The organism is Nocardia shimofusensis NBRC 100134, assembly GCF_001613125.1.
GTDB classification, from domain to species: domain Bacteria; phylum Actinomycetota; class Actinomycetes; order Mycobacteriales; family Mycobacteriaceae; genus Nocardia; species Nocardia shimofusensis.
Map to the genome: position 1 here is coordinate 19,303 of NZ_BDBT01000002.1, position 25,668 is coordinate 44,970.

The window sequence follows — 25,668 nt, forward strand, 5'->3', positions numbered from 1 at the left end:
CTCGGATACGAGTGCGGCCGCTTCGTCATGTGCACCGGCTCCTACTTCGCCAGCGCCTGCTCGATGTCGGCGAGCAGATCGCTGACATCTTCGATACCGACCGACAGCCGCACCAGATCCGCGGGCACCTCGAGCTGCGAACCCGCGGTCGAGGCGTGGGTCATCGCGCCCGGATGCTCGATCAGCGACTCCACACCGCCCAGCGATTCGGCCAGGGTGAAGATCTTCGTGCGCGAGCAGAAGTCGAGCGCCGCGTCCTTGCCGCCGTGCAGCCGCACCGAGATCATGCCGCCGAAGCGGCGCATCTGCTTGGCGGCGACACCGTGGCCGGGGTGCTCGACCAGGCCGGGGTAGATGACCTGGGAGATGGCCGGGTGCCGGGCGAGCAGTTCGGCGACCGCCTCGGCGTTGTCGCAGTGCCGTTCCATCCGCACGGCCAGCGTCTTCGCGCCGCGCATGGTCAGGTAGGCGTCGAACGGGCCGGGCACCGCGCCCGCGCCGTTCTGCAGGAAGGCGAATGCCGCGTCGAGTTCGGGGTCGTCGGTGATCAGGGCGCCGCCGACCACGTCGGAATGCCCGCCCAGGTACTTGGTGGTCGAGTGCAGCACGATGTCGGCGCCGAGCAGCAGCGGCTGCTGCAGGTACGGGGTCGCGAAGGTGTTGTCGACCACCAGCTTCGCGCCCGCGGTGTGCGCGACCTCGGCCAGCGCCGGGATGTCACCGATGTTGAGCAGCGGATTGGTCGGGGTCTCCACCCACACCAGCTTGGTGTTCGGCCGCACGGCCGCGCGGATGGCGTCGACGTCGGCGATGGGTGCGGGCGTGTGCTCGATGCCCCACTGGCTGAACACCTTGTCGATGAGACGGAAGGTGCCGCCGTAGGCATCGTCGGGGATGACGAGGTGGTCGCCGGGGCGCAGGGTGGCGCGCAGCGCGCAGTCGGTGGCGGCCATGCCGGAGGCGAAGGCGCGACCGTGACGACCGGACTCGAGCGCGGCGAGGTTGGCCTCGAGCGCGCTGCGGGTGGGATTGCCGGTGCGGGCGTATTCGAATCCGCCGCGCATACCGCCCACGCCGTCCTGGGCGAAGGTCGAGCTCGCGTAGATCGGAACGTTCACCGCGCCGGTCTGGGGATCGGGGTCGAACCCGGCGTGCACGGCCCTGGTGGAGAATCCCAGCTCGCTCATAGACGACAGCGTAGAGGTCGCGTCTCGGCGGCTTTCCGCCGGAGGGGGTCCGTGACCTTACCGTGTCGGCGCGAGATGCGCGCCGGCAACGACGAACGTCCGCCACGGATTCGCCGTGACGGACGTTCGTCGCGGGCCTCGCGCATCGCCTGGCCCAGGGAAGATCAGTGCCCGATGGAGCCGGTGCTGAGGAAACCGAGCAGGTCGTGACGGGTGATGACGCCCACCGGCTTGCCTTCCTCGACCACCATGAGCGCGTCGGTGTCCGAGAGCGCCTTGGTGGCCGCCGAGATGGGCTCACCCGAGCCGATCAGCGGGAACGAGGGGCTCATGTGCTGGGCGACCGAGTCGGTGAGCTGGGCGCGACCCTCGAACACCGCCGAGAGCAGGTCGCGCTCGGTGACGCTGCCCGCCACCTCACCGGCCATGACCGGCGGTTCCGCGCCGACCACGGGCATCTGTGAGACGCCGTACTCGCGCAGGATCTCGATCGCGTCGCGCAGGGTCTCCGACGGGTGGGTGTGCACCAGATCGGGCAGTTCACCGGACTTGCCGCGCAGCACATCACCGACCAGCGGCTCCGGGCTGCCGTCCAGGCGGGTGCGCAGGAAGCCGTAGGAACTCATCCACTGGTCGTTGAAGATCTTCGACAGGTAGCCGCGGCCGCCGTCGGGCAGCAATACGACCACCACCGCATCGGGATCGCGCCGGGCGACCTCGATGGCGGCCACCACGGCCATGCCGCAGGAGCCGCCGACCAGCAGGCCCTCCTCGCGAGCCAGCCTGCGGGTCATCTCGAAGGAGTCCGCGTCGGAGACCGCGATGATCTCGTCCGGGATGGACGGGTCGTAGGCCGAGGGCCAGAAATCCTCGCCGACGCCCTCGACCAGGTAGGGCCTGCCGGTGCCGCCGGAGTAGACCGACCCCTCCGGGTCGGCGCCGATGATCTTCACCTTGCCGCCGGAGACCTCCTTGAGGTAGCGGCCGGTGCCGGTGATGGTGCCGCCGGTACCGACACCCGCGACGAAGTGGGTGATCTTGCCGTCGGTGTCGCGCCAGATCTCCGGGCCGGTGGTCTCGTAGTGGCTTTCCGGGCCGCCCGGGTTGGAGTACTGATCGGGCTTCCACGCGCCGTCGATCTCGCGGACCAGGCGGTCGGAGACGCTGTAGTAGCTGTCCGGGTGATCCGGCGGGACGGCGGTCGGGCAGACCACCACTTCGGCGCCGTAGGCGCGCAGCACGTTGCGCTTGTCCTCGGACACCTTGTCGGGGCAGACGAACACGCACTTGTAGCCGCGCTGCTGGGCGACCAGGGCCAGACCGACGCCGGTGTTGCCGGAGGTCGGCTCGACGATGGTGCCGCCCTCTTTCAACTCGCCGGACTTCTCGGCGGCCTCGATCATCTTGACCGCGATCCGGTCCTTGGAACTACCGCCCGGATTGAGGTATTCGATCTTGGCGGCGACCAGTCCCGCGTCCGGTCCGACGACGGAGTTCAGCCGGACGAGGGGCGTATTGCCGATGAGGTCGACTACGTGGTCCGCGATGCGCATAGCTCCATCGTTGCAGAAGCACCCTGTGTGAGTTCGCGCACGTCACCTCTTTCGCGCCCTAGGATCGGCAGGCATGAGGCAGACCCACTTCCGCCGGGTCGCCGCGGTACTCGCCGCAGTCGCGGCGACCGTGGTGGCCGGATCGAGCGCCCAGGCGCAGGCCGACACCGTGAGATTCCCGCAGGTACCGACCATGGCCAGGGGCGGGCTGTGCTGGACTTCCCTGCAGACCTGGGCCGACACCGGCCCCGACTGGCCGGGCCGCGCGGTGTTGAACATGCAGGCGGAACCGGTCGCCGGCGTCGGGTCCGGTCTCTACCCGTTCGCCCCGCTGTGCGAGGTCCGCGCCACGATGACCTGGCGCAATCTCGACACCGGCGCGACGGGGGTGTTCGACAACATCGTGGTCACCGGCATCTACGGCAGCATCCTGTACTCACTGTTCCAGGACACCGGCCCCGGCCGCGTCGTGGTCACCGTGACCACCGACGCGCCGAGCGTGCCCGCCAAGGGCTTGTTCACCGTCCCCTCCTGAGCCGTTCCCTCGGCACGGCTCGCGCCCGACCGGATGTTCTCCGCCGACGGCTTCCCCCTCCGCCGACGGCTACCAGCTCGCTGCAGACGGATCCGAACAAGTGAATCCGCATTCCGGGCGGACCGCGCCGAGGGGAGACAGCGGGGCTTCCCGCTGAGTGGAATCGAGAGCCCACCGGATGTTCTCCCACGGACGGATGCGACGTAGATTCGAAGTGATCCGTACCCGCGAGTAGCGCACGATCAGGTCGGCGACCACCGTGCGCGCTCCGAGACATAAGGAGTCCTCATGCCCGAGGCCGTCATCGTTTCGTACGCACGCTCCCCCATCGGCCGCGCAGGCAAGGGTTCGCTGGTGAGCATGCGGCCGGACGACCTCGCCGCGCAGATGGTCCGCGCCGCGCTGGACAAGGTCCCCGCGCTCGACCCGACCCAGATCGACGATCTGATGCTCGGCTGCGGCCAGCCCGGCGGCGAGGCCGGCTTCAACATGGCCAAGGTCGTGGCCACCCACCTCGGCTACGACTTCCTGCCCGGCGTCACCCTCAACCGGTACTGCTCGTCGTCGCTGCAGACCACCCGCATGGCGCTGCACGCCATCAAGGCCGGTGAGGGCGAGGTGTTCATCTCCGCGGGCGTGGAGACCGTCTCGCGCTTCCCGAAGGGCACCTCCGACGGCTGGCCCGACTCCCACAACGCCGCCTTCGCCGAGGCCGAGGCCCGCACCGTGCAGCGTGCCGAAGCCGGTTCCGACGCCTGGACCGACCCGCGCGAGAAGGGCGAGCTGCCCGACATCTACATCGCGATGGGCCAGACCGCCGAGAATGTCGCCCAGCTCACCGGCATCTCGCGCGAGGACCAGGACCACTGGGGCGTGCGGTCGCAGAACCGCGCCGAGGAAGCCATCGAGTCCGGCTTCTTCGAGCGGGAGATCACCCCGGTGACCCTGCCGGACGGCACCGTCGTCTCCACCGACGACGGCCCGCGCGCGGGCACCACCTACGAGAAGATCTCGCAGCTCAAGCCGGTCTTCCGCCCGGACGGCACGGTCACCGCGGGCAACGCCTGTCCGCTCAACGACGGCGCCGCCGCCCTGGTGATCATGAGCGACACCAAGGCCAAGGAGCTGGGACTGACCCCGCTGGCCCGCGTGGTGTCGACCGGCGTGTCCGGCCTCTCGCCGGAGATCATGGGTCTGGGCCCGATCGAGGCGGTCCGCAAGGCGCTGAAGATCGCGGGCAAGACGGTCTCCGACATCGACCTGTTCGAGATCAACGAGGCCTTCGCGGTGCAGGTGCTCGGCTCGGCGCGCGAGCTGAAGATCGACGAGGACAAGCTCAACGTCTCCGGCGGCGCGATCGCGCTGGGCCACCCGTTCGGCATGACCGGCGCCCGCATCACCGCGACGCTGATCAACAACCTGCAGACCCACGACAAGCAGTTCGGCGTCGAGACCATGTGCGTCGGCGGCGGTCAGGGCATGGCGATGGTGCTCGAGCGCCTCAGCTGATCGGCGGACGAGCACCCACCGGGTGAACGACGAGGGCGGCCGCCGGAGATCTCCGGCGGCCGCCCTTTCCTGTCGGGTGGAAGCTACTAGTCGTTCTGGAAGTAGCTCAGCAGACGCAGGATCTCGACGTACAGCCACACCAGGGTGACGGTCAGGCCAAGCGCCACACCCCAGGCCGCCTTGGACGGCGCGCCCGCGCGGATCAGCTGGTCGGCGGCGTCGAAGTCGAGCAGGAAGCTGAACGCGGCGATGGCGATGCAGACCAGGCTGAACACGATCGCCAGCGTGCCGCCGTCCCGCAGGCCGAAACCGCCGTCGGTGAAGAAGCTCGCCACCAGGTTGCCCAGCATGAGCACCACGACACCGATCATGGCGCCGACGATCATGCGGGTGAAGCGCGGGGTGACCCGGATCGCGCCGGTCTTGTAGACCACGAGCATGCCGGCGAACACGCCGAAGGTGCCCAGCACCGCCTGCCCGATCAGCGCGCTACCGCCCGCGCCGCCGAACTCGACGCCGGTGAACATCAGCGACAGCGCGCCGAGGAACAGACCTTCGGCCACCGCGTAGGACAGCACGATCGCCGGGTTGTCCATCTTGTTGCCGAAGCTCGCGACGAGCACCAGCACCAGGCCCACCAGGCCGCCGCCGATGACGAACAACGGCGCCAGACCGGAGTTGGCCGAGCTCAGCGCGAAGGACAGGATCGCCGACAGCGCGAGTACACCGAGCGTGATGCCGGTCTTGGTCACCACGTCGTCGATGGTCATCGACCTGGTGGCGGGGACCTGCTGGTACGGCTGTTGCACGGGCCGGCCGTACTGATCGGTGTACTGGTTGCCGAACTGCTGCCCGAACTGCCCGGCACCCGCCACACCCGAACCGAAGTTGGCGTATCCGCCCGTCTGCTCTTGCTTCGGGAGGTTCTTGAAGATCGGATTGCTAGTACTGCGCACCGTGAGTGCCTTTCTGGAGTCGTTGCGACTGTCGTGTCGAGCCTGACGCTCGATCTCCATCTATTGCCCTGTTCAACGTAGGACTCCGCCGAGTAGTTCCGCGGAACCCAACGAGGCAGACAATTCGGACTCTACCGGGGGCGTGCGTCGTGCAGCCCACGCACCGACCGGGTGACGGTGAACTTCTTGTTCCGCCCGACCACATCGGTGTGCCCGACCATCCGCTCCACCACGCCCTGGTAATTCAGGTGCGTGTTGTACACGGTCCACAATTCTCCGCCCGGACGCAGGACGCGACCTGTTTCGCAGAACATCTTGATCGCGGATCCGGTGTGCACCGCCGCGCCGACGTGGAACGGCGGATTGCAGACCACCAGATCGGCGCTGTTGTCCGGCAGCGAGGACATCGCGTCGTCGCGCAGCACACTCACCCGGTCGGCGACCCCGTTGGCGGCCGCGGTCGCCGCGGCCGAGGCGACCGCGGCGGCGGACTGGTCGGTGCCGACCACCCGGATGCCCGGCCGCGAGCGCGCCAGCGCCACCGCGAGGATCCCGGTGCCGCAGCCGAGATCGATGGCCTCGCGGGCGTCGGGCTTCATGAGCTTGAGGTGATCGAGCAGGAAACGGGTGCCGATGTCGAGGCGGGCGCCGGAGAAGGCGGCACCGTGCGCGATCACATCGAGATCGAGTTCGTCCAGATGTTCACGGACCGGGAACCGCGGCTCGCCCACCGGTTTGGGGCCGCGCACGGTCAGCGTCCTGGACTTCTGCCTGCCCCGGCTGGCGGTGACCTCGGAGAAGGATTGGGCCAGCACATCGTTCATGGTCTTGGTCAGGTATTTGTCGCGCCCGCCCGCGATCACCAGCACCTCCGGATCGGCGTGGCGAGCGATGGCCTCGGCGATCTCGGCGAGCCCGGACAGCGCGCGCGGCAGCCGCATCAGCACCACCCGCACGCCGTCGAGCAGTTCGCCGGTGAGCGGGTGAGCGGTGTAGCGGTCGGCCAGCCCGAGGGTGCGGGCGTTGCCCGCCAGCGCCAGTTCACCGGTGAGCAGATCCTGATGGACCCGCACCGCGCGCAGGTCGTGGCGCGCGATCACGCCCAGGGTGAGCGCGCCGTAGGCGTCGCCGATCACCGCGACACGCCCGTCCTCCGACGCATCGACGATCTCGGCGGCGGCATCCAGGATCAGCCGGTCGGCGGCGTCGACGGCAAAGAGGTTGAGCGCCTCCACGTCCGGATAACGGCGCAGGCGGGCGAGAATGTCCTCGACATCGTGCACACCGTCAAGTGTGCTCGATCGTTGCCGCCCGATATCGACCGCCCCCGGGCCGCGGCGCACTACCATCGGCCCCATGGGTAACAAGACGGCGGTCCTGGTGACGGTGGCGACGGCGGCCCTGGCCTGCGGAGTGCTGACCGGTTGCGACGACGCCCGCCCCGACGCCGGGCCGAGGACCTCCGCGACATCGGCCGCCGCCTCCACGACCACCGCCGTGGCGCCGCTGCGCGAGGCCCCCGTGCCCGTCGACGCGAACCCCAAGCGCGCCGAGCCGTCCTCCGAAGCCCGTCTGACCGTCTCGGGCGTCCGTATCGGCAGCCACGACGGGTTCGATCGGGTCGTCTACGACCTCGGCGGCTCGGGAACACCCGGCTGGCTCGTCGAATACACCGATCGAGCGGTGCAGGACGGTAGCGGGCGCGAACTCGACGTGGCGGGCGACTCCGTACTCGAGGTGAGGATCACCGGATCGGCCTACCCGTTCGACTCCGGGGTGAGCCCCTACTCGGGCCCCGATCCGGTTACCGATCCGGCGGTTCCCGGCATCGTGGGCGTCTCCAGCCCGCTCGTGTTCGAAGGCATCAGCCAGTCGTTCATCGGCGTGACCGGCGAACGGCCCGCTTTCTCGGTCACCGCGCTGAGCAATCCCACCCGTCTGGTCGTCGACATCGCCACCGCGGGCTGAGCCGCGCGCCTTCGATATCGGTTCGGTGATCGGTTCTGCCACCTATACCTGCCGAGCCGCCCCGGTGCGAGTACTTTCGGAAGGTCCGGCGCCGCACCGGATCCCTGACGGGGGAGAACGAACAGAAGGGCGGATCGGACATGCGACGTCTCGAACGCATGGGCTTGGTCGCGACGGTGATGTCCACCGTGAGCGGGTTGGCGCTCATCGGAGCCTGCTCCAACCAGATCTCGGGCAGGGCCGACGCGGATCCGTCCGAAGTGGCCGCCTACGTCTCCGAGGTGGCGGCGTCGTCGGCGGCAGCGTCCTCGTCGCGAGCGGCCGCCATCGAGCGGGCCGCGAGCACCGCCTGTGACACCTTCGCCGAGAACAACGAGACCGCGGTGGACACCTTCAACGTCTACATCGAGGCCAGCAACAACAACGCGCCCGACCAGGAAGCCAAGGCGAACGCCGCGGTGACCCAGCTGCGCGCGGGCGCCAGCGCGGTCGAGGCCAAGATCACCCGCGACGTGCCCGCCGCCGTCGCCGACCCGCTGCGCGCCTACAGCGACGACACCAACGCCCTGGCCGACACCCTCGAGCGCCGCGCCGACGTCGACACCCTCAACGCCGCCATCGACAAGTTCAACGCCACCAAGGACGGCGCCCGCGACGCCTGCCGCGCGTACTGAGCCCGCTGCGCGGCGCTCACCAGCTCAGCGCTCGCGACCGCTCACGCAGGTCGAAACGCCGTGCCGCGGCGAGCAATTCGGTGACGAACGGCGCGGGCTGGGGAAGCTGGTAACCAGGCGGCCACAGCCAGCGCCGCTCGTCTCCAGGGGCCGCGCTCGCCTCGCTCAGCACCGGCAGGGTGACCTCTTCGTCCCTGGCGAGGATGCGCGCGCCCGCGTCGGCGAGCAGCACGTGGTGGGCGGGGGCGACGACCGGCGGCCCGTCGAGCAGGAAGAACCAGCGACCCGCGCTCGGGTCGGTGAACACCGGTCCGGCGAGCTGCTCGGGCTGTAGCTGATTCTGCACGACCGCGCCGAGCGCATCGGGCAGTGCGACCACCCCTATCGCGCCCACCCGCAGCATCACCTGGCGTCCCGACGAGGAAACCGGGAATCCGTAGGTATCCCGATAGGTCAGGTAGCTGTGCCGCACCGCCATCGAAGTCCGCCTTCACATTCGCTCGTGACCGGAGAGTGACCCGTAACACATACACGGGTTCCGACTCGATCGTGACCGGATCGGCGCCGCAGGACAACAGGTTGTCCCATCAATGGGACGATCACCAGCGAACCTGCGCGGGGGCGGGGACCCGGCACAACTCCCCGAGGCCGATTGACCCTTCCGAACGGGGGTACGCGCCATGCATGGAGATACTCGTGATCGTCGGAATCGCCGTGCTGGTGGGTGCGGTGATCCTGTCCCGCAAGGCCAAGGGCCGCGGCAGCGAGCCGGGGACCCCGGAGGTTCCCGGCAACGACGGGAAGTGAGTCATGTCGATGGATCCTGATCCGGACCGCACGCCCGACCTCGAACCCGGCGGCGGCGTCCGCCCGGGCTCGACCCCGCCGGACACTCCGCAGACCTCGGGGCTGTCCGCGCCGGAGCCGCGCACCAGCAACAATTTCCCCCCGACCGGCGTCGGCGCGGTCGCGCTGATCGTCATCCTGGCCGTGGTGTTCCTGGTCGTCGCCATCGGCATCATCGTCACGATCATCTGACCCGCCGGGCGCTCGGCGTCCCACCAGACGGTGGCCGATCCGATGGATCGGCCACCCCGAGGCGTGTCCGCATTCCCGCCCGTCTAAGATACAACTTGTGTCTAAGACGTATTCATCGGCTGAATCGGCCTACCGGGCGGTCAAGGAGCGCATTCTCTCCGGCGGCCTGACCGGCGGCGAGTTGATCAGCGAGGGCGAGATCGCCGCCGAGCTGGGCACCTCGCGCACCCCGGTCCGCGAGGCCTTCCTGCGCCTCGAGACCGAGGGGTGGATGAAGCTCTACCCCAAGCGCGGCGCACTCGTGGTACCGGTTCCGCCCGACGAGGCCGAGCACGTCGCCCACGCCCGCTACGTCGTGGAGACCGCCGCCGTACGCGCCGTCACCTCGGGCGATCCCGCCGCGCTGACCGCGGAGCTCACCGCCAATATCGTCAGGCAGCGCGAGCTGGCCGAGGCGGGCGATCTGGAAGCCTTCGCCCTGGCCGACACCGACTTCCATCGCGGTTACGTCGTCGCGGGCGGCAATCCCCTGCTCACCGACTTCTACGATTCGCTGCGTGAGCGCCAGCGCCGGATGAACAGCCTCGCGCTGCGCCGCGGACCGCTCGACATCGCGCAGATCATCGACCAGCACGTCCACCTCGCCGGCCTCATCGCCGATCGCGACGCGGACGGTTTCGCCACCGCGCTCGTCGAGCACTTCGCCGGCGTGCACCAACTGGAGCTACGGGGCCTGTGATGACGGTGACGACACAGGCGGCGACAACTCGCGAACCCACCCGCTACGCCGCTCCCCAGGCCCACCGGCGGGCCTGGTGGGGCGTGGCCGCCGCCGTCTTCGCGATCGCGTGGGGCGGCAACGAATTCACCCCGCTGCTGGTCATGTACAAGAACGACGGCCTGCCCGGCACCGCCGTCGACCTGCTGCTGTTCTACTACGTGCTCGGCATCGTGCCCGCGTTGCTGATCGGCGGCCCGCTCTCGGACCGCTTCGGCAGGCGCACCCTGCTGCTGCCCGCCCCGCTGATCGCGGCGACCGGTTCGCTGCTGCTGGCCTGCGGCGGCGATTCGGTGGCGCTGCTCGCGGCGGGGCGGGTGCTCTCCGGAGTGGCGCTGGGTCTGGCCATGGCCGTCGGCGGCAGCTGGCTGAAGGAACTGTCCCCGCCGGGGCGCGGGCCTCGCCGCTCCGCGATGAGTTTGACCGGCGGCTTCGCCGTCGGCGCCGGGGTGGCGGGTGTGCTCGCGCAGTGGGGTCCGCTGCCGGACGTGCTGCCCTACCTGGTCAATGTGACGCTCTGCCTGGGCGCGGCCGCCTGGATCGCCGACGCCCCGGAGACCGTGGCGAGGCAGCACGGCCGGGACGGCCTCCTGTCGGAGTTGAAGATTTCCGGCCTGCGTGAGCCGCGCTTCCGGCAGATCGTGCTGCCGACCGCGGTGTGGGTGTTCGCGTGCAGCGCCACCGCCTACGCGGTGCTGCCGAGCCTGATGGCCGAGCAGGTCCCGGGCGCGCCGATCGCCTTCTCCGCTCTGCTCACCGTCGTCACGCTGGGGTGCGGCTTCGCCATCCAGTCGGCGGCCAGGCGCATCGACCGGCCCGGCACCGCCCGCGCCTCGGTGGTCGGCCTGCTCCTGGTGACCGGCGGTCTGCTCCTGGCCGCGTTCACCTTCGGCACGCTCACCCTCTGGGCGGCGATCCTCACCACGGTCGTGCTCGGCGCCGCCTACGGCATCACGCTGGTCGCGGGCCTGCTGGAGGTCGATCGGATGGCCGGTCCGCGCGATCTGGCCGGCCTCACCGCGGTCTTCTACTCTCTGGCCTACCTCGGCTTCGGCCTGCCCGCCCTGCTGTCGTATCTGAGCGAGCGCTTCGGCCTCGGCTACCCGGTCATGTACCTCGGGCTGGCGGGCCTCGCCGCTTGCGGTCTGCCCGTCCTGCTGCGCAACTACCGGAACTGAATCGTACTCGTGCGTAACATCGTCCGGAATCCCCCGATGTGATGGTGAAGCAACCGAACCGAGGGACAAAAGAACGCATGCGATCATTCAAATCCATTGCGGCACTGGCTATCACGTGTACGGCTCTAGCGCTAGCCACTATTTCCATGGGCGCGGTCACCGGCCCGGCGCCCGCCGCCGCCGACAGCCTGAAGCACTGCGCTCCGCCACAAGGCCGGGAGTTCGAGTCCGCCACACCGGAAGAGGTCGGCATCGACTCGGCCGCCTTGGCGCAGGCGATGTTCGCCATCGACAACCCGACCCGGTTGAACATCAAGCTCTTCCGCAACAACTGCCTGATCGCGACCGGCGCGGGCAACGACCGTTCCGCCGACCTGCCGTGGAATCTGTGGAGCGCCACCAAGAGCGTGCTCTCGCTGGTCGCGGGCATCGCGATCGACCAGGGCAAGCTCGGTCTGGACACCCCGATCGGCGCCTACCTGCCCGAGGGTCTCGGCAGCGCCGAACACCGGGCGATCCTGGTGCGCAACATGCTCACCGAGTCCACCGGGATGGATGTCGCGGTCCTCTCCGAGGGCATCACCGGCATCGCCGGCCTGGACTCCAATGTGGTCGCCCAAGCGCTGGGCACCCCGGTCGTGCACGAGCAGGGCACCACCTACGGCTACAGCCAGCGCGGCGTCGACCTGCTCGCCTACGTCGTCTCCCGAGCGGTCGGGGAAGACCTGCAGACCTTCGCCCAGCGGGAACTGTTCGACCCGCTGGGCATCGATCCCTCCACCTACCACTGGGCCCGTGACCGCAGCGGCAACACCTACGGCCATGCCCACCTGCTGATGTCCCCCGACGACTTCGCCAAGATCGGTCTGCTGGTGGCCGACCGGGGCCGGTGGGGCGACCGGCGGATCGTCTCGTCGGAGTACCTGACCGCGGCGGCCCAGCCCTCACCGTCGTTGAGCTGCTGGGGCTTCCTGTTCGTGGTCAACGGCGAGAAGTGCGAGACGGAGTTCGCCGGTCTCCCCAAGGACTCGCTGAAGATGTCGGGAATGCTGCGCCAGGACAACTTCATCGTCCCCAGCCTCGGCATGGTGCTGAGCTGGACCGGCGTCACCGTTCCCGGCAGCGCGGTCACCTACCCGTACGATTCGCTGCGCGCCCTCACCGCCGCCTTCCGCGATCCGGTGCTGCCCGATCCCGGCGAGTACGTTCCCGGGCCCGACGTCAGCCTGTTGGACCCGGACATGACCGACCCGACCGCCACCTTCGCCGCCCTCGGTCTGGGCCCCTATGCCTACCCCGGCTGCGACCCCGTGGTCTGCCTCGGCAAGCCGCTCCCCCCGCCGTTCGACGACTGGCCGAGCGGCTGCGTGATCCTCGGCTGCTTCACCCCGCGCCCGAACGGCTGAGCCGGAGCCCGAGCTCTCAGAGGTCGAACACCCGATCGGCCGGGGGCAGCGGAGCCAGTCGCGCGGAGATCAGCGCGACCAACCGCCCCGGCCGATCCCCGTCGATCCTGGCCTTCCCACTGGTCAGGAAGGCACCCGAGAGACCGCGCGCCGGATCGGCCCAGCCGTACTGGGTGGTCAGGCCGCTGCGCCCGAAATGCGCCTCGGTGTCGCGACCGAACTTCGACCGCTTCGCGCCGAGCTCGTATCCCGCGCACGACACCCGCCCCGCCACTCCCGGCAGCCGGGGCGCGGGGCGCACCGCCGCCCTGAGCGCATCCGGCGACAGCATGCGCACGCCGTCGAGTTCGCCTCCGCGCGCGAGGATTTCGTAGAACCGCGACAGCTCCTCGGCCGTGGTGACCAGATTGCCCGAGGGCAGCTCCGCGGTCAGGAAACCGCGCAGTTTCTCCCCCGTCACCCGCCCGTCCATGCCCCCGCCGAGCGCTTTACGCGCCAGGAACGACGACACTCTCGTCGCGGGCGGCCCCGTCTTCACACTCGGTACCACCGCGCGCACATCCTCGGCCGCGACCCCGAAGTTGTTCCACCGGAAGCCCAACGGGCCGAGCACCCGCTCGGCCAGATGCTCCCGCATCCGCTTGCCGGTGGCCGCGCGCACCACCGCCCGCTGGATCAACCCGCTGGTCAGCGCGTGATACACCCGGAACCGCCCCGGCGGCCAGCTCGGCTTCAGATCCACCAGCCCCCGGAGCGCCAGTTCCTCGTCCACGACCAGTTCCGACCCCCGATACGGCGGCGTCACGAACGGAATCCCGGCCGAATGCGACAGCACGTCACCGATGGTGATGCGCCCCTTGCCATTCGCGTGGAACCCCGGGATGTAGTCCGCCACCGGGTCCGTGGCCGCGAACGCCCCGTCCTCGATCAGCATCGCCGTGACCGCCGCCGCCACCCCCTTGGCGGTCGAGAACCCGCAGAACGGCGACCGGGTCGTGACCGGCACCTTCTCGGCCTCGGGCCCGTCCTTCGGGGCATTCCCCCGCTCGTGCCCGATCGCCCGGTTCAGCACGATCCTGCCGTTGCGTCGCAGACACACCTGGATCGCCGGCGAGGTCCCCATCCGATACCAGTCCTGCACGAAGGCCCACACCGCGTCCACATCGGCCCGGCGCAGCCCGGCCTCGGCAGGGTCGTCCTCGTGACCGATACAGGTCACGGAGTCGAGGTCGTCGGCGATCGGCACCAGCGCGGGGGCGTCTGCACTCATTTCCGCCAGGATAGTCACGTATCGACCCACCGTGTTCGCTCTCAGCGTTGACCTCTCGACGCCGTGACCAGGATGCGACAGGATCGTCTCATGCCCAGCGACCGCGTCCTCAAGATGCAGAACACCCTGCACCGTGCCCTGCTGAAGCTCACCGGAGGAAGGGTCGGCCGCAGCATGGCCGGCATGCCTACCCTCGAACTCACCACCATCGGCCGCAAGTCCGGCCGCCCCCACAGCGTCCTGCTGACCGCCCCCGTCGTCGACGGCGACACCCTCGTGGTCGTGGCCTCCCGCGGCGGCGACCCGATCCACCCCGCCTGGTTCCTCAACCTCCGCGACAACCCGACCGTCGAAGTGTCGGTCCAGCAGGGACCGCGCAAGACGATGACCGCCCACATCGCGACCCCGGAAGAACGCGCCGAACTCTGGCCCAGGGTTGTGTCCGCCTCCGATTTCTACGCCGGTTACCAGCGCAAGACCACCCGCGAGATCCCCCTGGTGCTCCTGAAGCCCTGAATGTCCTCGACCGGCTCGCGCCTGGGAATCGCTTCGCTACAGCGGCGTCGAAGTGAAAGGCTCGTCGGGTTCGCATTTTGCCTAGAGCACCACGGGCACATCACGCGGAGTCCCCGACCCAGGCGGCGCCCGCAGGGCGTCAGATCTTGACGTTGGCCCACTTGGCGAAACTCGCCAAGGCGTCGGTTCCCCGGCGCGTGTGAGCGAGCACGCGCACGGTCTCGTGGACCTGGGGATGGTTGCGAGTCAGGTCAGGCGCGACCTTGCGGGCTTCGGCCAGGCTCGAAAGCGCGCGGTGTTTATCGCCGTGGAGCAGCCACGCGCGAGAAACGTCTATCCAGTGGTGGCCGGCGCGCGACGGAGTGACCGATGCCGGCAGCCGAATCCGCTCGGCACGGGCAACCGCGGTGGCGCCGTCGGAGAGTTCGACCGGGACCGCCACGGCGTGAATCGCGACGTTCGGCAACTGGAACTGTGTGTCGTAGTCCTCGAATCCTGCGGGCGCGGTGATCGCCTCACCGATTCGGCGCGCTTCTCGTAGGTGCTCGTCGGCGGTATCGCCATCGAGAGCGCGAGCGGACAGGATCGCCCCACGCAGGTGCAGCGCACCCCGTACTGCGAGCAGCCCCGGCGTGGTGGACAGGTGCTCGCTCGAGTCGCGGGCGCGGTCGATGACACGCACACCGCTGGCGTAGGCGCCGGAGAACAGCAGGATCAGCGCGCGGTGATACTCCGCTGCGATCGGCCAGACCGGATCGCCGCTGCGTTCGGCTGCCCAGACACACCGCTCGGCGGCCAGTCCGGCAAGGTCGAGGTAGCCGTAGCGGTAGGCCATCGACGAGGCACGGTTGTAGGCGCGGGCGAGCGTGGCGTGGATCCGCTCGAGTCGCTGCCCGGGCTGTTCGTCGGCGGCCAGGACGTGTAGCCCGTGAATCACATCGGGCAGCTCGGCGGTCAGGTCGCCGTATCGTGCCCGGCGCATCGCTTCGACCACTCGCTCGAGCGCGGCGCTGAGCTCCTCGAGCGAGCGCGGATCAATGATCGGTTCATCATCGAAAGCCAGCAACTTACGGCGCAGCTCGCGAATGGTGGCGTGCGCGGCAGCGTCGTCGCGGGCCGAGATGTAGGGCTGGCCCGTCAAGTCCTCGATGTTCACGCCGAGCGCGTGCGCGACGGCAGCCATGAACGCGGGTGATGCCGGGCGCGAGCCCTGCTCGACCTTGCGCAGCAGCGATAGCGACACGTTGGCCTTCAGCGCGAGCTGCGTTTGTGTCAGCCGCGCGAACTTGCGTGCCCTGGCAGTCCGATCCCCTATCCCGGCGTCGTCCACCCCTCCACGGTGACACACGCTGTGCCACTTCGCAGGAGCACCGAGCGACAGGGTTGAAACAACACCAGGAGAAGGCAGGGGATGAACGCACTCGGATGGATAGACCCGTGCTCGCCGACACCACAATGGGATACCGCGCAAATTCGCCGACTGGCACGCCGGTTGGGATACCCGCTCCAGTGGGCCGACCCCGCTTCCGCACTCGGACTGGTCGAACAGGTCGAAGCGACCGGAGCCGAGGTCGTTCTGTTGTCGTCCTCGGCCCACATCGACGTCGTGACCTTGGACCGATTGATGTCGCGCGCCGACGTCGAATGCGCCGCGCCGCGAGCATCATTCGGCCGGTGGTCACCATTGAGCGGAATTCGCCGATGACCGGAACCGATCTCGGACTCGTGTTCGTGATCGCGCTCCCGCTCGCGGTCGTCCTGGCCATGATCTTCTGGCCGTCCGACTACAACTGAAGCCCGGCAGGCGGGTCACCTCGCCGTCGTACCTGCCGCCGCGCCTGACCTGCATCGCATCCATACATCTGCAGCCACGGGACCGACCAGCCGATCGCAACCGAGCCCCTCGCGCTCTCTGCGCCCTCCGAAGCTACTCCGGAGGAATATGCCATTGGGGAGCAGCTGTCGGTTGGCGCAGCTATGTTGCTCTCACAGCAGTGATTTCGCTGCATCGGTCGATGAGGAGGCATGTTCGTGGTCGCGGCGCAGGAGACGAATTTGCAGAAGATCCTGGAAGGTACGTCTCAGTATCTGGTCCCTCTGTACCAGCGCCCCTATCAGTGGGGTCCGGACAATTTCAAGGAACTTTGGCGCGACGTCACTCAATTGGCCGAGGACCGACTCGACGACCCCGAGACCACGCACTTCATCGGTTCGCTGGTGTTGGCGCCGACGCCGGGCGGAGTCGCCGGATCGATCACTCGATACCTCGTTGTCGATGGCCAGCAGCGTCTCACAACTCTGACCTTGCTGTTGGCAGCCATACGGGACCATCTCGAGCAAGACCCGAACGGAGCTCGGCGCGACGCCGACCGCATACACAACCAACTGCTCACCAACCAGTATGAGGACGACCCGTATCGTTTGAAACTCCTTCCGACGCAGGCGGACCGCGAAGCTTACGCCGCCGTCATCGACCGCGCCCCTACTGCGGGCGGAGACGACAACATCGGTGCTGCCTATCGCTTTTTTCGCGCTCGCCTGTCGGAGCCGAATCCTGATGCGCCTTACGATGTTCTCCAGATATCCCAGGCGGTGACTGCCGGACTATCGGTGGTCTCTATCAGCACACATCCCGGCGACAATGTCCATCGCATTTTTCAGTCGCTCAACAACACTGGATTGAAGCTCACTCAAGGTGATCTGCTGCGCAACTATCTGTTCATGCGATTGCCCACGAGAAGCGATGAGGTCTACCGGACACATTGGTTGCCATTGCAGAATGCGCTGGAGGACAACGAGCGTATCGAAACGCTGTTCTGGCTCGACCTGCTGCATACCAAGCCACAGGTGAAGCAGTCACAAACCTTCGCCGGGCAGCAGGCCCGACTGGAACGGTTCACTACCGAGGACCAAATCGTCAAGGAGATCGAACGCATCGCTCGCCTCGGACATCTCTATCGTCTGATGCTGCACCCAGGTGAGGAGGCGGATCCTGCCGTCCGTGAGCGGCTCACTCGATTGGCGGAATGGGACTCGTCCACACCGGCGCCTCTGGTTCTTCACCTGCTGGTGCTGCGCGACCGGGGGGCGGCCACCAGCAAGCAGGTCGCACAGGCACTCTTGTACATCGAATCGCTGGTAGTACGTAGATTCCTCATCGGCCGCGCCACCCAGGGACTCAACCGGCTATTCCCAGCCGCAGTCCAGGAACTCGACGCATCACTCCCGGTAGATGAAGGACTGCACCGATACCTGTCAGAAGGTCGCAAGCACTATGCAACCGACGAGAAGCTGTCCGAAGCCATTCTCACCGCACCGTTGTATACGACCGGCCGGGCAGCTCACCGCAAGACGATCATGTTGTGGATCGAACGCCTGCTCGCTGCGAAAGAGCGAGTCGCCCCCGAAACACTGACCATCGAGCACGTCATGCCCCAGACGCTTTCTCCAGAATGGCGATCACAGCTCAGCGAAGAGTACGGCGAGGACAACATCGACGATCTCCATGATCGCCTCGTCCACACGCTCGGAAACCTCACGCTCACCGGATACAACGAAAATCTGGGCAATCAGAACTTCGAACGGAAACGTGAAATACTACGAGCCAGTAGCATCCGAATGAATCAGCGCATTGCCGAGCACAACGCTTGGGGGCCCAAACAGATCGAACAACGTGGACGCGAACTTTCGCAACTCGTGATCGAAGCATGGCCCGGCCCCCTCGCGGAGGCCGGCAAAGCGCGGGACGACAATCCGCTCTGGGAATCGCTGAACCGCATACTGGCCCTTCTTCCAACAGGTCATTGGACGAGCTATGGCGACTTGGCGAAAGTTATCGGTACTGCCGCCCAACCGATAGGAACCCGCCTGGCAACCGTACCGGCTCCCAACGCTCACCGGGTCCTCAATGCGAACGGCGAAATCTCTGCGGCCTTTCGATGGCCCGAGGCCGGACGCACACAGGATCCGCGGCAGGTGCTCGAAATGGAGGGAGTTCGTTTTTCCGGCTCCGGCCGGGCGGCGCCTTCACAACGTCTCAGCTTGTCCGCCCTCGAGCGATTGCGGACAGCTGCAGATGATGACTCGGAGCCGCAAGCGGAATCCCGTTCGTAGCCGATCACCGAGAATGAGGCTGCCGCCCAGCTCCACTCATGCAGCGCCGCCATGCGCGTCCGGCTTGATTCAGGCACGTCAGCACCGGGAATGTTCAGGCTACTGTCTGCAAGTCGCGGTCGTCAGATCTTGACGTTCACCCACCGAGCGAAGCTCGCGAGGCTGTCGGTGCGCCGCCGCTCGGCCGCTGCGACCGCGTGCAGGGTCTCACGGACGGACGGGTGGAGTCGGGTCTGCTGCGGCGCCACGGCGCGCGCGGCGTTGAGCGCGCGTAGCGCCTTGTCCGGCTGGCCGACGAGAACCCAGGCGCGCGCCACGTCCTGCCAGTGGTGGCCTGCGCGCGGTGGTGCGATGCCCGCGGGCAGCAACAGCGCCGAGCCTTCGCGCGCCGCGCGGTCGGGGTCGCCGGATTCGAGCGCGACGGCGCACGCATGGATGCCGACGTTTCCGGGGCCGAACAGGGTGCCGTAGAGGTCGGACTCACCGGGCATCGCCGGGGCGATCCGGCGCGCGTGCTCGATGTGCTCGGCCGCGGTGTCGGGCCGACAGCCGCGGGCGGCGACGATCGCGCCGCACAGGTGACCGTAGCCGCGTACCGCGTTCGCGGCTTCGCTGTCGCCTTCGACGTCGTCGAGCGCGTTCTCCACCAGAGCTAGGCCGGTGTCCGTTCCGTTGTGATACATCAGGATTCGCGCGCGCTTGATCTTGGCTTGTGCCGAGTACAGCCGTTCCGCGGTGACGTATGCGGCCGACAACAGTGAAGCGACCTTGCCGCGGTCGTCGTCGCTCGCGGCGTGCAGTGCGCCGTAGAGCTGACGCAACAGCACCGGCAGGCGGGCGAGAGCCAGGCGGCCCTTGTCGTTGCGGTAAGCCGTGTCCACTGCGGCCATCTCGGCGGCGAGTTCGGCCAGGAGGGGCGGCTCGACACCGCGCACATACGGCCCCTCGGCGAGCAGGGCGCGCAGTTCGGCCAGACCGTCGAGTGGGCCACCTTCCTCGATGATGTCGTAGTACGGGGCTCCGGTCAGATACTCCGGTTCGACTCCGAGGACCGCGGCGACCGCGGCGACGAATCCCGGTGAGGCCGGTTCCCGGTTCTGTTCGACAGCGCGCACTATCGAGACGCTGTATTTCGCGCGCTGCGCGAGCTGCACCTGCTTCAGGCCGGCGAGCTTGCGCAGGCCGGCGATGCGGTCCCCTGTGGTAGTCACCGCGGAATCTCCGATGTTCGGGGGCGGTCTCTCACGTTGGTACACATCGAGCCTAACCGAGTTACGCCTGGTCATCCCGGCTCTGTCACTCGACTGTCACTCCCCGACAACGATTCCCGCGACGCTGGGCCGCAACACCCGCCGCCGGGTCGAGCGCGGCGCTCCTCGGCGGCGGGTGTCACCAACAACGCCAGGGGAAGGCAGGGGATGAACGCGCTCGGATGGATAGACCCGTGCTCGCCGACACCGCAATGGGATACCGCGCAGATACGCCGGTTGGCACGCCGGTTGGGGTATCCGCTTCGGTGGGCCGATCCCGCTTCCGCCCTCGGACTGGTCGAGCAGGTCGAGGCGGCCGGAGCCGAGGTGGTCCTGTTGTCGTCGTCGGCCCACATCGACGTCGTGACATTGGACCGCCTGATGTCGCGCGCCGACGTCGAATGCGCCGCGCCATGAGCATCGTTCGGCCGCTGGTCACCATTGAGCGGGGTGCGCCGGTGACCGGGACGGACATCGGACTCGCCTTCGTGATCGCGCTACCTCTCGCGGTCGTCGCAGCCATGATCTTCTGGCCGTCCGACTACGACTGAGGTCCGCCGGCGGGGTCTGGGCATGCCGAAACCCCAGCTCGTGGCTACGGCGGGCAGGAAAATACGGGATCGGCGGCCCGCCGACGCGAGGCCGACCGGTCGCGGTTTTCGTCAGCGAAGGCAGCACCTGTTCTCCGGTGCCCCCAGTCGGACTCGAACCGACACTGTGCGGATTTTAAGTCCGCTGCCTCTGCCAATTGGGCTATAGGGGCGTGGGGTCAGAGTACCCAGCCGTACGAGCGTCCTGAGATCGGGCACGGTCCTGCCGTCGATCCGGGTTCAGCCGGATCTCGATCCGCTCGGGCTCGGCGTCGGCGACCGGGTCGGCGGTGACGCGGACGCGGACGGGACGTCCGGTGCCGGTTTCGACGAACGACAACGGCGGGCGGCCGTCCTGGAGGTGCTTGTCTCCCCACTGCATCAGCGACAGGAAGACCGGCAGGAGGTCGTCGCCCGCCTCGGTCAACCGGTACTCCTGGCGGGCGCGGCTGCCCGGTTCCCGATAGGGCACGCGGGTGACGATCCCCGCGGATTCCAGCTGTTTGAGCGCCCGGGAGATGGCTGGAGCGGATGTGCCGACACGGGTGACGAAATCCTCGAACCGCGTTGTCCCGTAGAAGAATTCGCGAACAACGAGGAACACGGTCTTGGTGCTCAGCAGTTCCAGCGCGCGCTCGGCCGAACAACCGTCGCCGATCGACCAGGCACCCCGGTCACGCAAGCGCTCTTCGAACTCCATCGCCATGCGGACATTCTAACTAACGGTTGCGTTAGCCATGCGTGCCATGCTCTCATCTAACTAACGACATCATTACCCAGATGGAGGACAGAGATGGTCGAAGTAGCGGGCAAGGTGGCCGTGGTGACCGGCGGGCGGCGCGGGCTCGGCGCGGCGCTGGTCGAGGAGTTGCTGGCGCGCGGAGCACGGAAGGTGTACTCCACGGCGCGCTCGGGGTTCGCCGACGAACGGCCGGAAGTGATCACCGCCGAGCTCGAGGTCCGCTCGGCGGAATCGGTGGCGGCGCTCGCGGCGCGGGCGGGCGATGCCGAGATCGTGTTCAACAACGCGGGCGTGCTGGTGCCCGAGGCATTGCTGAGCGGCGATCTCGACGGCATCACCGAGACCTTCGAGGTCAACACGCTCGGACCGCTGCGGGTGGCGCGGGCGTTCGCGCCGATCCTGGCCGCCAACGGTGGAGGCGCGCTGGTGAACATGCATTCCGTGCTGTCCTGGCTGGCCGGAAGCGGGGCCTACGGTGCGTCCAAAGCGGCGGCGTGGTCGATGACGAATTCGCTGCGTCTCGAGCTGGCACGGCAGAACACGCAGGTGGTCGGTGTGCACGCGGGGTTCATCGACACCGAGATGGTGGCCGCAATCCCCCGGCCCAAGGCCACGCCCGCCGAGATCGCCGCGCGCATCCTCGACGGTCTCGAAGCGGGCGAGAGCGAAGTGCTCGCCGACGACGTCACCGTCGCTGTCAAAGCGGCGCTGGGCGGGCCGGTCGAACGGCTGACCTTCGCCTCCGCCGGCTGAACCACATCCTGCATCGATCGAAGGAGAACGAACCGCCATGCCTTTGTGGACCTTCCACCACACGCCCGGCATCTTCACCGGCGCGGAGAAGCACGCGCTCGCCGCGCATATCACCGACCACTACGAGCAGGTCGGGCTCCCCCGGTTCTACGTGATCACGCTGTTCCAGGAGACCAGGCCGACGGACTTCTTCGTCGGCGGCGAACCGACCGAGGTCGGCGTCCGGATCGTCATCGACCACATCGCCCGGGCCGCGCCCGACCAGCAGTCGCGCAAGCAGACCGCCCGCTGGATCAACCGCATGCTTCGGCCCCACCTCACCGGGCGCACAGGGCTGCACTGGGAGTTCCACGTCGACGAGACCAGCGCCGACATGTGGATGATCAACGGGATCGCGCCGCCGCCGGGCGGTTCCGAGGCCGAGCTGAACTGGGTGCGACACAACGCTGCCTCGCCCTACTGAACCTCGGCGGCTTCGGCGGCGATGTCGATCGACACCTCGGCCCGGACCATGCCGACGATCAGATCCTCGGTGCTGTCGGATATCGCCCTGCCGAGCGTCGCCCCTGCTGAATGATCGGCGCGGCGTGGAGCCCGCGCCTCGATGTCAGCCGGACGTCAGGCAGGGTCGTTGCGGAGCTCCACGTCGGCGGTGGTCGCCGACAGCTGCTTGCCGAGCAGCGAGTGGCGGCGACTGTAGACGAAGTAGACCAGCAGGCCGAGCGCCATCCAGACGACGAAGCGGATCCAGGTCTCGATGGAGAGGTTGACCATCAGCCACAGGCACGCCAGCACCGCCAGAACCGGGACGACGGGCACCCAGGGGACGCGGAAGCCGCGGGGCAGATCGGGGCGGGTGCGACGCAGGATGATCACCCCGACGGCGACGAGGACGAAGGCGAACAGGGTGCCGATATTGACCATTTCCTCGAGGGCGCCCATGTCGACGAAACCGGCGAGGACGGCGCAGGCGATGCCGACGATGACCGTCAGGCGGACGGGGGTGCCATGCCTACCCGTGTGGGCAAGCTTGCGCGGGAGCAGGCCGTCGCGGGACATGGCGAACAGCACGCGGGTCTGGCCGAGGTAGAGGACCATGACGACGGTGGTGAGGCCGGCCAGGGCGCCGACGGAGATGATCTTCTCGGCCCAGGTGACGCCGTTCAGGGCGAAGGCGGTGGCCAGGGTCGCGTCGGTGCCCTGGAGTTCCTTGTAGGACACCATGCCGGTGAGGATCAGGGCGACGGCGACGTAGAGCACGGTGACGATGGCCAGCGAACCGAGGATGCCGCGGGGGATGTCGCGCTGCGGGTTCTTGGTCTCCTCGGCGGTGGTGGCCACGACGTCGAAGCCGATGAAGGCGAAGAAGACCAGGCTGGCCGCGGCGAGCAGGCCGTACCAGCCGAAGGTGCTGTTACCCGCGCCGGTCAGCCAGGAGAACAACGACTGGTGGATGCCGGTGTCGCCCTCGCCCGTCTCCGACGGCGGGATGTAGGGCGAGAGGTTGCCGATGTCGAAGTAGGCCAGACCGACCGCGATGACCAGGGCGATCACGCCCAGCTTGATGGCCACGGCGATGGCCGAGACCCGCGAGGAGATCTTGGTGCCGATAGCCAGCAGCACGCACAGCACGGCGATGAGAAGCACGGCGCCCCAGTCGAAGCGGATGCCGCCGAGGGAGACGGTGGTCGATATGCCGCCGAGGACCGAGCCGAGGTACTGCGACCAGCCCTTGGCGACCACGGAGACGGCGAGCGCGAATTCCAGGATCAGGTCCCAGCCGATGATCCATGCCACGAATTCGCCGAAGGTGGCGTAGGAGAAGGTGTAGGCGCTGCCTGCCACCGGGACGGTGGAGGCGAATTCGGCGTAGCAGAGGGCGGTCAGACCGCAGGCGACAGCCGCGAAGACGAAGGCCAGCGACACCGAGGGGCCCGCGACGTTGCCCGCGGTGCGGGCGGTGAGGGTGAAGATACCCGCGCCGACGACGACGGCGACGCCGAAGATGGTCAGATCCCAGGCGGTGAGGTCTTTGCGCAGTTTGGAGTCGGGCTCGTCGCTGTCGCGGATCGACTGCTCCACCGATTTCACGCGCAGCCGATTGGCTGCACCGCCGTTGTTGGTGATCGACATCAACTCACTCCTCACTGCTAATGGACGCCGGCCATCGCGCGGCTGATCCACGGACCCACGGCGGCCACAAGCGCCCCGACCCCGATCGCGACCGCGCCGATGACGCCGAAGTAGGCGACCTCGTGGGCGGGATCGTAGAAACGGGCCAGTACGCCGGACATAGAAGTACCGATACCCACCGAGAAGAAATACAAAGCCATCATCTGAGCCCGGAACGCCTCGGGCGCCAGCTGGGTGGTGACCGCGAGCCCGATCGGCGACAACAGCAGTTCCGAGACCGCGAATCCGCCCATGACCACGAACACGAGCAGCGCGGGCACCGCGCCGTCGGCGAATCCGGCCAGCGGCACGAACAACAGGAAGGCCGCGCCCATCCCCATCACCCCCAGCGCGAATTTGTTCGGGGTGCTCGGGGCGCGGTTACCCAGGCGCGTCCACATCAGCGCGAACAACGGCGACAACACGATGATCCACACCGGCTCCACCGAGCCGATCCAGCTGCTCGGGGCGGTCCAGCCGAAGATGTTCCAGTTCATCCGCTCGTCGGAGTACACGGCGAACACGGTGAAGATCTGCTGGAACAACGACCAGAACACGGCATTGGCGACGAACAGCGGCAGGAACGCGCGCACCCGGCTGCGTTCGCGCGCGGTGACGGTCGGGCTGCGCAGCATGACGACGAAGTAGACGATCGAGACCGCCACGATGACGCCGGTGGTCACCTCGGCCAGATTCGCGAGGGAGACCACGCCGATCGACCAGGCCGCGACGGCGACCGCCGTGGCCGCGGCCAGCGCGCCCATGATGGGGACGAACTGACGCCGCGGCATCGGATTGGGCACCTCCCGGCCCGCGGTGCCCAGATTGCGGCGGAAGATCGCGTACTGGGTCAGGCCGAGGGTCATACCGATGGCGGCGGCGCCGAATCCGTAGTGGAAGCCCAGGTGGGTCTGCAGCAGGCCGGTGAGCAGCGGGCCGATGAACGCGCCGAGATTGATGCCGAGATAGAAGAGGGTGAAGCCGCCGTCGATGCGGGCGTCTCCGGGGGTGTAGAGGGTGCCGAGCAGGGAGGAGGCGTTGGCCTTGAGGGCGCCGCTGCCGAGGGCGACCAGCGTCAGACCGACGCCGACACCGGACAGGCCGGGCAGCACCGCCAGCGCGACGTGACCGGCGACCACGACGACGCCACCGTAGAAGACGGTGCGTTCCATACCCAGCAGCCGGTCGGCTATCCAGCCGCCGAGCACGGTGGACAGGTAGACCAGACCGCCGTAGGCGCCGACGATGCCGACGGCGGTGTCCTGTTCCATCCCGAGACCGCCGTCGGTCACCGAGTAGTACAGGTAGTAGCCCAGGATGGTGAGCATGCCGTAGAAGGAGAACCGCTCCCACAGCTCGACACCGAACAGGTTGGCCAGCCCGACCGGGTGCCCGAACAACGTTCGCGTCGGCACCACCACATCGGATCGGACGACTGCAGACATGGATCGACGATTTCACATGCCAGCTACCGGCCAGT

At 68.1% G+C, this 25,668-nt stretch carries 25 protein-coding genes and 1 tRNA gene; 14 read left to right on the top strand and 12 right to left on the bottom strand.

Annotation, left to right across the window (positions count from 1 at the left end):
* Window positions 1-41: 41 nt before the first annotated feature.
* Window positions 42-1,187 (bottom strand): cystathionine gamma-synthase, encoded by a 1,146-nt coding sequence (locus NS3_RS02330; protein ID WP_067852864.1) that lies wholly within the window; start codon window positions 1,185-1,187, stop codon window positions 42-44.
* 164 nt (window positions 1,188-1,351) lie between these two features.
* On the bottom strand, window positions 1,352-2,740 hold the full coding sequence (locus tag NS3_RS02335) for a cystathionine beta-synthase (RefSeq protein ID WP_067852866.1): 1,389 nt from the start codon (window positions 2,738-2,740) through the stop codon (window positions 1,352-1,354).
* A gap of 73 nt (window positions 2,741-2,813) precedes the next feature.
* Here NS3_RS02335 and NS3_RS02340 point away from each other — a divergent pair, with 73 nt between their 5' ends.
* Together NS3_RS02340 and NS3_RS02345 are read left to right on the top strand one after the other, a co-directional pair.
* The gene (locus tag NS3_RS02340) at window positions 2,814-3,275 is read left to right on the top strand and encodes a hypothetical protein (protein WP_067852868.1); all 462 of its coding nucleotides are present in this window, start codon (window positions 2,814-2,816) and stop codon (window positions 3,273-3,275) included.
* A gap of 288 nt (window positions 3,276-3,563) precedes the next feature.
* A complete protein-coding gene (locus tag NS3_RS02345; protein WP_067852870.1) occupies window positions 3,564-4,784 on the top strand; it encodes an acetyl-CoA C-acetyltransferase in 1,221 nt (406 codons plus the stop codon).
* Between the two features lie 86 nt (window positions 4,785-4,870).
* On the opposite strand, the gene NS3_RS02350 is transcribed toward NS3_RS02345, so the two are convergent.
* Window positions 4,871-5,740, bottom strand: coding sequence for a Bax inhibitor-1/YccA family protein (locus tag NS3_RS02350; protein WP_067853480.1), 870 nt, complete (start codon window positions 5,738-5,740; stop codon window positions 4,871-4,873).
* A gap of 131 nt (window positions 5,741-5,871) precedes the next feature.
* Window positions 5,872-7,023 (bottom strand): class I SAM-dependent methyltransferase, encoded by a 1,152-nt coding sequence (locus NS3_RS02355; protein WP_245649437.1) that lies wholly within the window; start codon window positions 7,021-7,023, stop codon window positions 5,872-5,874.
* A gap of 73 nt (window positions 7,024-7,096) precedes the next feature.
* On the opposite strand from NS3_RS02355, the gene NS3_RS02360 reads away from it, so the two are divergent.
* A complete protein-coding gene (locus NS3_RS02360) occupies window positions 7,097-7,708 on the top strand; it encodes an AMIN-like domain-containing (lipo)protein (protein WP_067852874.1) in 612 nt (203 codons plus the stop codon).
* Window positions 7,709-7,848: 140 nt separating this feature from the next.
* Window positions 7,849-8,382 (top strand): Rv2240c family protein, encoded by a 534-nt coding sequence (locus NS3_RS02365; protein WP_067852876.1) that lies wholly within the window; start codon window positions 7,849-7,851, stop codon window positions 8,380-8,382.
* 16 nt (window positions 8,383-8,398) lie between these two features.
* Here NS3_RS02365 and NS3_RS02370 read toward each other — a convergent pair whose 3' ends face one another.
* On the bottom strand, window positions 8,399-8,860 hold the full coding sequence (locus NS3_RS02370) for a hypothetical protein (RefSeq protein ID WP_067852878.1): 462 nt from the start codon (window positions 8,858-8,860) through the stop codon (window positions 8,399-8,401).
* Window positions 8,861-9,192: 332 nt separating this feature from the next.
* Between NS3_RS02370 and NS3_RS02375 the strand changes: the two genes are divergently transcribed.
* From NS3_RS02375 to NS3_RS02390, 4 genes are all read left to right on the top strand, one after another.
* A complete protein-coding gene (locus NS3_RS02375) occupies window positions 9,193-9,420 on the top strand; it encodes a DUF6480 family protein (RefSeq protein ID WP_067852880.1) in 228 nt (75 codons plus the stop codon).
* Window positions 9,421-9,517: 97 nt separating this feature from the next.
* On the top strand, window positions 9,518-10,159 hold the full coding sequence (locus NS3_RS02380) for a GntR family transcriptional regulator (protein WP_067852882.1): 642 nt from the start codon (window positions 9,518-9,520) through the stop codon (window positions 10,157-10,159).
* A complete protein-coding gene (locus NS3_RS02385) occupies window positions 10,159-11,376 on the top strand; it encodes an MFS transporter (protein WP_157101128.1) in 1,218 nt (405 codons plus the stop codon). Before NS3_RS02380 ends, NS3_RS02385 begins: the two co-directional genes overlap by 1 nt.
* A gap of 146 nt (window positions 11,377-11,522) precedes the next feature.
* Complete coding sequence (locus tag NS3_RS02390) at window positions 11,523-12,782, top strand: serine hydrolase domain-containing protein (RefSeq protein ID WP_245649438.1); 1,260 nt, start codon at window positions 11,523-11,525, stop codon at window positions 12,780-12,782.
* A 16-nt stretch (window positions 12,783-12,798) separates the two neighbouring features.
* Here the strand turns inward: NS3_RS02390 and NS3_RS02395 are convergent, their stop codons facing one another.
* A complete protein-coding gene (locus tag NS3_RS02395; protein ID WP_067852886.1) occupies window positions 12,799-14,052 on the bottom strand; it encodes a serine hydrolase domain-containing protein in 1,254 nt (417 codons plus the stop codon).
* Window positions 14,053-14,142: 90 nt separating this feature from the next.
* Here NS3_RS02395 and NS3_RS02400 point away from each other — a divergent pair, with 90 nt between their 5' ends.
* Window positions 14,143-14,568 (top strand): nitroreductase/quinone reductase family protein, encoded by a 426-nt coding sequence (locus NS3_RS02400; RefSeq protein ID WP_067852888.1) that lies wholly within the window; start codon window positions 14,143-14,145, stop codon window positions 14,566-14,568.
* A gap of 139 nt (window positions 14,569-14,707) precedes the next feature.
* Here NS3_RS02400 and NS3_RS02405 read toward each other — a convergent pair whose 3' ends face one another.
* The gene (locus NS3_RS02405; protein WP_067852890.1) at window positions 14,708-15,898 is read right to left on the bottom strand and encodes a helix-turn-helix domain-containing protein; all 1,191 of its coding nucleotides are present in this window, start codon (window positions 15,896-15,898) and stop codon (window positions 14,708-14,710) included.
* A gap of 695 nt (window positions 15,899-16,593) precedes the next feature.
* Between NS3_RS02405 and NS3_RS02410 the strand changes: the two genes are divergently transcribed.
* Window positions 16,594-18,681, top strand: a complete 2,088-nt coding sequence (locus NS3_RS02410) for a GmrSD restriction endonuclease domain-containing protein (protein WP_245649439.1) — start codon at window positions 16,594-16,596, stop codon at window positions 18,679-18,681.
* Between the two features lie 122 nt (window positions 18,682-18,803).
* Here the strand turns inward: NS3_RS02410 and NS3_RS02415 are convergent, their stop codons facing one another.
* Window positions 18,804-19,892, bottom strand: a complete 1,089-nt coding sequence (locus tag NS3_RS02415) for a helix-turn-helix domain-containing protein (protein WP_245649440.1) — start codon at window positions 19,890-19,892, stop codon at window positions 18,804-18,806.
* 207 nt (window positions 19,893-20,099) lie between these two features.
* Between NS3_RS02415 and NS3_RS02420 the strand changes: the two genes are divergently transcribed.
* Together NS3_RS02420 and NS3_RS28810 are read left to right on the top strand one after the other, a co-directional pair.
* Window positions 20,100-20,348 carry a hypothetical protein gene (locus NS3_RS02420; RefSeq protein ID WP_067852893.1) on the top strand — a complete coding sequence of 83 codons (249 nt, stop codon included), beginning with the start codon at window positions 20,100-20,102 and terminating at the stop codon, window positions 20,346-20,348.
* Window positions 20,345-20,482 (top strand): hypothetical protein, encoded by a 138-nt coding sequence (locus tag NS3_RS28810; RefSeq protein WP_157101129.1) that lies wholly within the window; start codon window positions 20,345-20,347, stop codon window positions 20,480-20,482. The genes NS3_RS02420 and NS3_RS28810 overlap by 4 nt, the downstream gene beginning before the upstream one ends.
* A 138-nt stretch (window positions 20,483-20,620) precedes the next feature.
* On the opposite strand, the gene NS3_RS02425 is transcribed toward NS3_RS28810, so the two are convergent.
* Together NS3_RS02425 and NS3_RS02430 are read right to left on the bottom strand one after the other, a co-directional pair.
* Window positions 20,621-20,694: transfer RNA gene (locus NS3_RS02425), tRNA-Leu, on the bottom strand.
* On the bottom strand, window positions 20,685-21,221 hold the full coding sequence (locus tag NS3_RS02430) for a winged helix-turn-helix transcriptional regulator (RefSeq protein WP_218018186.1): 537 nt from the start codon (window positions 21,219-21,221) through the stop codon (window positions 20,685-20,687). The genes NS3_RS02425 and NS3_RS02430 overlap by 10 nt, the downstream gene beginning before the upstream one ends.
* Before the next feature lie 93 nt (window positions 21,222-21,314).
* Here NS3_RS02430 and NS3_RS02435 point away from each other — a divergent pair, with 93 nt between their 5' ends.
* Window positions 21,315-22,016, top strand: a complete 702-nt coding sequence (locus NS3_RS02435; protein WP_067852895.1) for an SDR family oxidoreductase — start codon at window positions 21,315-21,317, stop codon at window positions 22,014-22,016.
* Window positions 22,017-22,053: 37 nt separating this feature from the next.
* Complete coding sequence (locus NS3_RS02440) at window positions 22,054-22,479, top strand: tautomerase family protein (RefSeq protein ID WP_067852897.1); 426 nt, start codon at window positions 22,054-22,056, stop codon at window positions 22,477-22,479.
* Between the two features lie 155 nt (window positions 22,480-22,634).
* Here NS3_RS02440 and NS3_RS02445 read toward each other — a convergent pair whose 3' ends face one another.
* Window positions 22,635-24,149, bottom strand: coding sequence for an amino acid permease (locus NS3_RS02445; protein WP_067852899.1), 1,515 nt, complete (start codon window positions 24,147-24,149; stop codon window positions 22,635-22,637).
* Window positions 24,150-24,166: 17 nt separating this feature from the next.
* Window positions 24,167-25,633 (bottom strand): peptide MFS transporter, encoded by a 1,467-nt coding sequence (locus tag NS3_RS02450; protein ID WP_067852901.1) that lies wholly within the window; start codon window positions 25,631-25,633, stop codon window positions 24,167-24,169.
* Between the last annotated feature and the right edge of the window lie 35 nt (window positions 25,634-25,668).